The organism is Streptomyces sp. NPDC000594 (assembly GCF_040299965.1).
Lineage (GTDB): Bacteria > Actinomycetota > Actinomycetes > Streptomycetales > Streptomycetaceae > Streptomyces.
In genome coordinates this window covers 73,890-83,259 of record NZ_JBEPCY010000038.1, presented here as the reverse complement: position 1 = coordinate 83,259, position 9,370 = coordinate 73,890, and the positions used below count along the sequence as shown (strand labels likewise).

The 9,370-nt window shown below is 71.7% G+C and carries 6 protein-coding genes; 4 read left to right on the top strand and 2 right to left on the bottom strand.

Annotation, left to right across the window (positions count from 1 at the left end):
* Positions 1–142: 142 nt before the first annotated feature.
* The 4 genes from ABT354_RS32640 (at position 143) to ABT354_RS32625 (ending at position 5,513) form a co-directional block, all read left to right on the top strand.
* Positions 143–1,426 (top strand): ribonuclease D, encoded by a 1,284-nt coding sequence (locus tag ABT354_RS32640; RefSeq protein WP_351500533.1) that lies wholly within the window; start codon positions 143–145, stop codon positions 1,424–1,426.
* Between the two features lie 209 nt (positions 1,427–1,635).
* Positions 1,636–2,856 (top strand): thiolase family protein, encoded by a 1,221-nt coding sequence (locus ABT354_RS32635; RefSeq protein WP_351500531.1) that lies wholly within the window; start codon positions 1,636–1,638, stop codon positions 2,854–2,856.
* On the top strand, positions 2,853–4,982 hold the full coding sequence (locus tag ABT354_RS32630; RefSeq protein WP_351500529.1) for a 3-hydroxyacyl-CoA dehydrogenase NAD-binding domain-containing protein: 2,130 nt from the start codon (positions 2,853–2,855) through the stop codon (positions 4,980–4,982). Before ABT354_RS32635 ends, ABT354_RS32630 begins: the two co-directional genes overlap by 4 nt.
* A gap of 126 nt (positions 4,983–5,108) precedes the next feature.
* On the top strand, positions 5,109–5,513 hold the full coding sequence (locus tag ABT354_RS32625) for a PIN domain-containing protein (RefSeq protein WP_351500527.1): 405 nt from the start codon (positions 5,109–5,111) through the stop codon (positions 5,511–5,513).
* 68 nt (positions 5,514–5,581) lie between these two features.
* Here the strand turns inward: ABT354_RS32625 and ABT354_RS32620 are convergent, their stop codons facing one another.
* Positions 5,582–7,102, bottom strand: coding sequence for an amino acid permease (locus ABT354_RS32620; RefSeq protein WP_351500525.1), 1,521 nt, complete (start codon positions 7,100–7,102; stop codon positions 5,582–5,584).
* A 191-nt stretch (positions 7,103–7,293) separates the two neighbouring features.
* Entirely contained in the window at positions 7,294–9,228 is a 1,935-nt protein-coding gene (dxs, locus tag ABT354_RS32615) for a 1-deoxy-D-xylulose-5-phosphate synthase (protein WP_351500542.1), read from the bottom strand.
* Positions 9,229–9,370: the final 142 nt, after the last annotated feature.

Genomic DNA, 9,370 nt, shown 5'->3' with positions numbered 1-9,370 from the left:
TTGGCGCCGCCGTCCCCGCCGCGGGTTTGGGGGTGGGGCACGTCATACCCGGAATAACCAACTACGCGCCCCCAGTGCTTTGGCCAGTGTCGACGGAACGTTCCGTCGACAGGCGCACTCCGTTCACGGATACCCTTGACACGTGACCGACGCCCAAGAGACCGCAGCAGAGACCGCACTGCGAACCGCCGGGGGCGCTCCCCCGGACGACGGCGTCGCAGCCGAAGAGGCCCCGATCCCCCTGCTGGAGCCCCGGGAGGGCATTCCACCGGTGGTCGCGGACGCCGCCGCGCTGGCCGCGGTGACCGCCGCGTTCGCCGCGGGCTCCGGACCCGTCGCCGTGGACGCCGAGCGCGCTTCCGGTTACCGCTACGGCCAGCGGGCCTATCTCGTCCAGCTCCGCCGCGAGGGCGCCGGCAGCGCCCTGATCGACCCGGTGGCCTGCCCCGATCTCTCCGCCCTCGGCGAGGCCCTGTCCGGCACCGAGTGGATCCTCCACGCCGCCACCCAGGACCTGCCCTGTCTGCGGGACATAGGCATGCTGCCCTCCCGGCTCTTCGACACCGAGCTGGCCGGCCGGCTCGCCGGATTCCCCCGGGTGGGGCTGGGCGCGATGGTCGAGTCCGTCCTCGGCTACGCCCTGGAGAAGGGCCACTCCGCCGTCGACTGGTCCACCCGGCCGCTGCCCGAGCCCTGGCTGCGCTATGCCGCGCTCGATGTGGAGCTGCTGATCGATCTGCGCGACGCCCTGGAGAAGGAGCTGGACCGGCAGGGCAAGCTGGACTGGGCCCACCAGGAGTTCGACGCCATCGTCTCCGCGCCGCCGGCCGCCCCCCGCAAGGACCCCTGGCGCCGGACCTCCGGGATGCACAAGGTCCGCCGCCGCCGGCAGATGGCCGTGGTGCGGGAGCTGTGGACGACCCGGGACACCGTCGCCCAGCGGCGCGATGTCTCCCCCGGCAAGGTGCTCAGCGACAACGCCATCGTCGAGGCGGCGCTCGCCGTACCCCTCACCGTGCAGGCACTGACCGCGCTGCCCGGCTTCGGCCACCGGATGGGCCGCCGTCAGCTGGAGCAGTGGCAGGCCGCGGTGGACCGGGCGAAGGCGCTGCCCGAGTCGGAGCTGCCCCAGCCCGGCCAGCCGCTGAACGGCCCGCCGCCGCCCCGGGCCTGGGCCGACAAGGACCCGGTGGCCGCGGCCCGGCTGTCGGCGGCCCGCACCGCGGTCTCCGCCCTCGCCGAGCGGCTGAACCTCCCCCAGGAGAACCTGATCACCCCGGACACCGTGCGCCGGGTGTGCTGGGAGCCGCCCGCCGAGCACTCGGCCGAGGCGGTCGGCGCGGCGCTGGCCGCCCTCGGCGCCCGCCCCTGGCAGATCGAGCTGGTCGCGCCGCTGCTGACCGAGGCCCTCGCGGCCCAGCCCTGAGCCCGGCCCACCGCCCCCCGCGACCTCGTCGCGGGGGGCGGTCCCGTATCGGGGGCAGGGCGGGAAGTGTGACGTTCACCGCGTCCCGGCGCGGGACTGTGCAGGGTGGTTACCCACAAGTAGCATGAGGGGAAGCAAGCGCGCGCTTAGGGCGTGCCCCGAGCGTGTCCCGCAGCAGTGCAACCTCGCACCCTTGGAGGAGAGCCATCGTGCCTCGTACCGTCAGGGACGTCGTCTTCGTGGACGGCGTCCGCACCCCGTTCGGCAAGGCGGGTCCGAAGGGCATCTACCACGAGACCCGGGCGGACGATCTCGTCGTCAAGGCCATCCGCGAGCTGCTGCGGCGCAACCCCGGACTCGACCCCGCCCGGATCGACGAGGTCGCCATCGCGGCCACCACCCAGATCGGCGACCAGGGGCTGACCCTCGGCCGTACCGCGGGCATCCTCGCCGGACTGCCCCAGTCGGTGCCCGGCTACTCCATCGACCGGATGTGCGCCGGTGCCCTCACCGCCGTCACCACCACCGCGGGCTCCATCGCCTTCGGCGCGTACGACGTGGTGATCGCCGGCGGTGTCGAGCACATGGGCCGGCACCCCATGGGCGAGGGCGTCGACCCCCACCCGCGCTTCGTCAGCGAGAAGCTGGTGGACGAGTCCGCCCTCTTCATGGGCATGACCGCGGAGAATCTGCACGACCGCTACCCGTCGATCACCAAGGAGCGCGCCGACGAATACGCCGTCCGCTCCCAGGAGAAGGCGGCCAAGGCGTACGCCGACGGGAAGATCCAGCAGGACCTGGTCCCGATCTCGGTCCGCCGCACCACCCCCGAGGGCGGCGAGACCGGCTGGGGTCTGGCCACCCAGGACGAGCCCATGCGCCCCGGCACCACGCTGGCGAACCTGGCCTCCCTGAAGACCCCCTTCCGCCCGCACGGCCGGGTCACCGCGGGCAATGCCGCCGGTCTCAACGACGGCGCCACCGCCGCGATCGTCGCCTCCGAGGAGTTCGCCCGCGAGGCCGGGCTCCCGGTGCGGATGCGGCTGGTCTCCTACTCCTTCGCCGGAGTGGAGCCGGAGGTCATGGGGTACGGCCCCATCCCCGCCACCGAGAAGGCGCTTGCCCAGGCCGGTCTCTCCATCGGGGACATCGGCCTCTTCGAGATCAATGAGGCCTTCGCCGTCCAGGTGCTCGCCTTCCTGGAGCACTACGGCATCGCCGACGACGACCCGCGCGTCAACCAGTACGGCGGGGCCATCGCCTTCGGCCACCCGCTGGCCTCCTCCGGTGTCCGGCTGATGACCCAGCTCGCCCGGCAGTTCGAGGACCAGCCCCAGGTCCGTTACGGCCTGACCACCATGTGCGTCGGCTTCGGCATGGGCGCCACGGTCATCTGGGAGAACCCGCACTTCGACGGAGGCACCAAGTGAGCGACACCGCCGAACTCCTCAAGGGAGCCGCCGAGCTGTTCCCGGACGAGGTCGTCACCCAGGCGCACGTCCGCCATCTCGACCTCCCCGCCGGGGCCGGGCGCTTCGCCCTGATCACCCTGGACAACGGCCTGGACCACACCAAGCCGACCACCTTCGGCCCGCGCTCGCTGGCCCACCTGGACGCCGCGATCGACCAGGTCGAGCGGGAGGCGGCCGAGGGCTCCATCGTCGCCGCCGGCCTCACCGGCAAGCCCTTCATCTTCGCCGTGGGCGCCGACCTCAAGGGTGTGGAGCTGCTGCGCACCCATGAGCAGGCGCTCGCCATCGGCCGGAGCGGCCATGAGGTCTTCAAGCGCCTCTCCGGGCTCGCGGTGCCCACCTTCGCGTACTACAACGGCGCCGCCATGGGCGGTGGCGTCGAGGTGGGGCTGCACTGCTCGTACCGTACGGTCTCGCGGGCCATCCCGGCGTTCTCGCTGCCCGAGGTCTTCCTCGGTCTGGTCCCCGGCTGGGGCGGCTGTGCGCTGCTGCCCAATCTGATCGGCGCCGACCGCGCGGTCAGCGTGATCATCGAAAGCTCGATGAGCCAGAACCGCCAGCTCAAGGGCGGCCAGGTGTTCGATCTCGGGATCGCGGACGCGATCTTCGACGGTGCGGACTTCCTGGAGCGGTCGCTGGTCTGGACCGCCTCCGTGCTCAACGGCGACATCACCGTGGAGCGCCCGGAGATCGACCGGGGCGAGGGCTGGGACACGGCCGTCGCCCGGGGCCGGGCCTTCGCCGACGCCAAGGTGCACGGCGCGGCCCCCGCCGCCTACCGGGCCCTGGACATCATCGCCGCCGCCAAGGACGGTGACCTCCAGGCCGGCTTCGACGCCGAGGACCGGGCCCTCGCCGACCTGATCATGGGCGGGGAGCTGCGCAGCGGCATCTACGCCTTCAACCTGGTGCAGAAGCGCGGCAAGCGCCCGGCCGGGGCGCCGGACCGGAACCTGGCCCGCCCGGTCACCAAGGTCGGTGTCGTGGGCGCCGGGCTGATGGCATCCCAGCTGGCGCTGCTCTTCGTCCGCCGTCTCCAGGTGCCGGTCGTGCTGACCGACATCGACCAGGAGCGGATCGACAAGGGGGTGGGCTATGTCCACTCCGAGATCGACAAGCTCCTCGGCAAGGGCCGGATCAACCAGGACGCGGCCAACCGGCTCAAGGGCCTGGTGACCGGTGTGCTGGACAAGGCCGAGGGCTTCGCCGACGCCGACTTCGTCATCGAGGCCGTCTTCGAGGAGATGGGCGTCAAGCAGCGGGTGTTCGCGGAGGTGGAGGCGGTCGCCCCGGCCCATGCCATCCTCGCCACCAACACCTCCTCGCTCTCGGTCGGCGAGATGGCCGCGCAGCTCAAGCACCCCGAGCGGGTCGTCGGCTTCCACTTCTTCAACCCGGTCGCGGTGCTGCCGCTGCTGGAGATCGTCCGGGGCGAGCGGACCGACGACGCCGCGCTGGCGACCGCCTTCGCCGTGGCGAAGAAGCTGAAGAAGACCGCCGTCCTGGTGAAGGACGCCCCCGCGTTCGTCGTCAACCGCATCCTCACCCGCTTCATGGGCGAGATCCAGAACGTCATCGACGAGGGCACCCCGGTGGAGGTGGCCGAGCGGGCGGTGGAGCCGCTGGGTCTGCCGATGTCCCCGCTGGTCCTGCTGGAGCTGGTCGGCCCGGCGATCGGGCTGCATGTCTCCGAGACCCTCAACCGCTCCTTCCCGGACCGCTTCACCGTCTCGGCCAACCTCAGGGGGGTCGTCGAGGCGGGCAAGCGCGGCTTCTACGTCCATGACTCGGGCCGGCCGGAGCTGGACCCGGAGGTGCTGGCGCTGCTGAAGCAGGGCGACACCGTCCTCACCGAGGAGCAGACCCGGGCCCGGGTGCTGGACGCGGTCGCCCAGGAGATCGGTCTGATGCTCCAGGAGGGTGTCGTGGCCGAGGCCCAGGACATCGACCTCTGTCTGATCACGGGCGCGGGCTGGCCCTTCCATCTGGGCGGGATCACCCCGTATCTGGACCGTGAGGGTGTCTCCCAGCGGGTGAACGGCGCGCCGTTCCTCGCCCCGGGCACCGCGAGCGTCCCGGAGTAGCACCGTCCAGTAGTGCCGGCGGTCCCCCGGGGGCCGTACGGGGGCGTCCTGGCGGATGTCCCCGTACGGCCCCTTCGCCGTCCCGTGGGCTCCCGGCCCCGTATCCCGTCCCGTAGGCTCCCGGCGATGGAACGGAACACCGAGGGGACCACCGGCGGGACCACCACCCTGCTGATCGTCGACGGCGCCAATGTCGTCGGCTCCGTGCCCAATGGCTGGTGGCGCGACCGGCGCGGCGCCGCCGAGCGGCTGCGGGACCGGCTGGCCGGATACGCGGACGGCGGCGTGGACGGGGTGGCCGGAGCGCCGGAGATCGTCCTGGTGGTGGAGGGCGCGGCCCGGGGCGTCGGGTCCATTCCCGGGGTACGGGTCGAGGCGGCCCCCGGCAGCGGTGACGATCTGATCGCGGAGCTGGCCCGGGAGGCCCGGGACCGGCCGTGTGTGGTCGTCACGGCCGACCGGGCACTGCGCTCCCGGGTCCTCGCGGCGGGTGCCCGGGTGACCGGCCCGAGGACGGTGTACGGGCCCTGAGGGGCGGTACGGGTCCCCGAGGGTCCCCGAGAGCCCTCGGGGGTCCCCCGGCGCGCCCTGAGGGGCGGTCAGCGGCCCTGGTGGGGCACCTCGGCCCCGGGCTCCAGCCGGCTGTGGCGGCGCCCGTAGAGGTAGTAGACGATCACCCCGAGCGCCATCCAGAGACCGAAGCGGAGCCAGGTCTCACTGGGCAGGTTGAGCATCAGCCAGACCGAGGCGGCCACCGAGACCGCCGGCAGCCAGGGCACCAGCGGGGTGCGGAAGGCCCTCGGCAGATCGGGCCGGGTGCGGCGCAGGATGATCACCCCGAGGGCCACCACGACAAAGGCGAACAGGGTGCCGATGTTCACCAGCGCCGCCAGCTCCTCGATATTGGTGCACCCCGCCACGATCGCGATGATCACCCCGAGCAGGACGGTGGCCCGGTAGGGGGTGCGGAAGACGGGGTGGGTGACGGAGAAGAAGCGCGGCAGCAGCCCGTCCCGGCTCATCGCGAAGAAGACCCGGGTCTGGCCGAGGAGCAGGATCAGACAGACCGAGGTGAGGCCGATGACCGCGCCGAAGCTGATGATCCCCGCGTACCAGGGGTGGCCGATGGACTTGAAGGCGTCGGCGAGCGGGGCGTCGATGGTCAGCTCGGTGTAGTGCTGCATCCCGGTGACGACGATCGACACCGCCACATAGAGCAGGGTGCAGATGACCAGCGAGCCGAGGATGCCCCGGGGCATGTCCCGCTGGGGCAGCCGGGTCTCCTCCGCCGCGGTGGCGACCACATCGAAGCCGATGAAGGCGAAGAAGACGATGGAGGCGGCGGTGAAGATGCCCATGACCCCGAAGCTGGTGGGCTCGTAGCCGAAGATCAGCTGTACCAGGGGCTGCTGGAGCCCCGAGTCCCCGGGCTCCCTCACCGACGGCGGGATGAAGGGGTCGTAGTTGGCCGCCTTGATGAAGAACGACCCGGCGATGATGACGATGAGGACCACGGCCAGCTTGACGGCGACGACCAGCGTGGTGACCCGGGCCGAGAGCTTCATGCCGATGACCAGGACCACGGTGAGCAGCAGGACCAGCAGAAAGGCCAGCAGGTCGAAGGCGAAGCCATGCTCGGCGGTGGTGCCGGAGAGCGCCTGGGGGAGCTGCCAGCCGGCGTTGTCGATCAGTGAGCGGAAGTACCCGGACCAGCCGACGGCGACCACGGCGGTGCCCACCGCGAACTCCAGGACCAGGTCCCAGCCGATGATCCAGGCGGGCAGCTCACCGAGGGAGGCGTAGGCGAAGGTGTACGCGGACCCGGCGACCGGGACGGTGGAGGCGAACTCGGCGTAGCAGAGGGCGGCCAGCGCGCAGACGACTCCGGCGAGGGCGAAGGCGATGGCGGTGGCGGGGCCCGCGGTCTCCTTGGCGACCGCCCCGGTGAGGACGAAGATCCCGGTGCCGATGATCACTCCGACGCCGAAGACCGTGAGGTCGAGGGCGGAGAGGGAGCGTTTCAGCGCGTGCTCGGGTTCCTCGGTGTCGCGAATGGACTGTTCGACGCTCTTGGTCCGGAAGACGCCTGTACGGCCGCCGGGCTCCTCGTCTGGGGTCACCGTGCACCTCCACGCTTGTCGTCCCCAAATGATCAGGACGGCGCGGGGCGCGCGGGGGGCCGTACGGGTGGGTTTCACGCGAATGGGCCGGGAGGACCACCCATCCAGGGTGGTCCTCCCGGCCCTCGGTCGCGTACCGGCCCGTCGTGGGGCCGCTCCCGTCGCGGGGCCGGTCCCGTCGTGGCGGCCGGTCAGTCGCGGACGGGCTCGGCCGCCTCGTCGGCGGTGGCGCCGTCCAGCTTGGCCACCAGACCGGTGACCTGCCGGGCGATGTCCGGCGCGGTGAGCCCGATCTCGGTCAGGACCTCGCCCCGGGAGGCATGGTCCAGGAAGCGCGGCGGAATGCCGAAGTCCCGCAGCGGTACGTCGACGCCCGCGTCCCGCAGCGCCTGCGCCACCGCGGAGCCGACACCGCCGACCCGGCTGTTGTCCTCCACGGTGACGACGACCCGGTGCCGCTCGGCGAGCGGGGGCAGCGCCTCGTCCACCGGCTTCACCCAGCGCGGGTCGACCACGGTGGTGGAGATGCCCTGCTTGTCCAGGAGGTCGGCGATCTCCAGACACATCGGGGCGAGCGCGCCGACCGAGACCAGCAGCACATCGGGGCGCCCGCCGGCCGGCAGCGCCGGATCGCGCAGGACGTCCATCCCGCCGATCCGGCCGACGGCCTTGACCGCCGGGCCGACCGCGCCCTTGGAGAAGCGGACCACGGTGGGCGCGTCCTCCACCGCGACGGCCTCCCGCAGCTGGGCGCGGACCTGGTCGGCGTCGCGCGGGGCGGCGATCCGCAGCCCCGGCACGACCTGGAGGATCGACATGTCCCACATGCCGTTGTGGGAGGCGCCGTCGGTGCCGGTGATCCCGGCCCGGTCCAGGACGAAGGTCACCCCGCACTTGTGCAGGGCGACATCCATCAGCACCTGGTCGAAGGCGCGGTTGAGGAAGGTGGCGTAGACGGCGAAGACCGGGTGGACCCCGCCGGTGGCCAGGCCCGCCGCCGAGACCGCGCCGTGCTGCTCGGCGATGCCCACGTCGTAGACCCGGTCGGGGAAGGCCTTGGCGAACTTCTCCAGGCCCACCGGCTGGAGCATGGCGGCGGTGATCGCCACGATGTCCCGGCGCTCCTCGCCGAGGCGGACCATCTCCTCGCCGAAGACCGAGGTCCAGTCGAGGCCCGAGCTGGCGATGGGCAGACCGGTGTCCGGGTGGATCTTGCCGACCGCGTGGAAACGGTCCGCCTCGTCCTGGAGGGCGGGCTGGTAGCCGCGGCCCTTCTCGGTGATGCAGTGGATGATCACCGGGCCGCCGAACCGCTTGGCGCTGGAGAGCGCGGACTCCAGGGCCTCCAGGTCATGGCCGTCGATGGGACCGACGTACTTCAGTCCGAGGTCCTCGAACATGCCCTGGGGGGCGATGACGTCCTTGAGGCCCTTCTTGGCGCCGTGCAGGGTCTCGTAGAGCGGCTTGCCCACGACGGGGGTGCGGCCCAGCAGGTCCTTGCCCCGGGCGAGGAAGCGCTCATAGCCGTCGGTGGTGCGCAGGGTCGCCAGATGGCTGGCGAGACCGCCGATGGTGGGCGCGTAGGAGCGCTCGTTGTCATTGACGACGATGACCAGCGGCCGGTCCTTGGCCGCGGCGATGTTGTTCAGCGCCTCCCAGGCCATACCGCCGGTGAGGGCCCCGTCACCGATGACGGCGACCACATGGTCCTCTTTGCCGAGCAGCTCATTGGCCTTGGCCAGGCCGTCGGCCCAGCCGAGGACGGTGGAGGCGTGCGAGTTCTCGATGATGTCGTGGTCCGACTCGGCGCGCGCCGGATAGCCGGAGAGACCGTCCTTCATCTTCAGCCGGCTGAAGTCCTGGCGGCCGGTGAGCAGCTTGTGCACATAGCTCTGGTGGCCGGTGTCCCACAGCACCCGGTCCCGGGGCGATTCGAAGACCCGGTGGAGCGCGATGGTCAGCTCCACCACGCCGAGGTTGGGGCCGAGGTGGCCGCCGGTCTTGGAGACGGCGTCGACGAGGAAGGTCCGGATCTCCGCCGCCAGCAGTTCGAGCTGCTCCGGGGTGAGCCGGTCCAGATCGCGCGGGCCCGTGATACCGGACAGCAGTCCTTCCCCGTCGCCCACCGCGACCTTCGAACGACGCGCTTCGCGCGAATCCTTCACTCTGCCTCCTTGCGTAGTGAGCTGGGCTTCACCGGTGCCGATCCAAGCCATGCCGATTTGGTTGAGTCTAATGTTCCGTCCGGGGCCATGGTCCTCGGGCGGT

What these genes read in the sequence shown, in the direction of transcription:
- ABT354_RS32625 (WP_351500527.1), top strand. Translation starts at nt 5,109, where the DNA reads ATGGAACGGAACACCGAGGGGACCACCGGCGGGACCACCACCCTGCTG.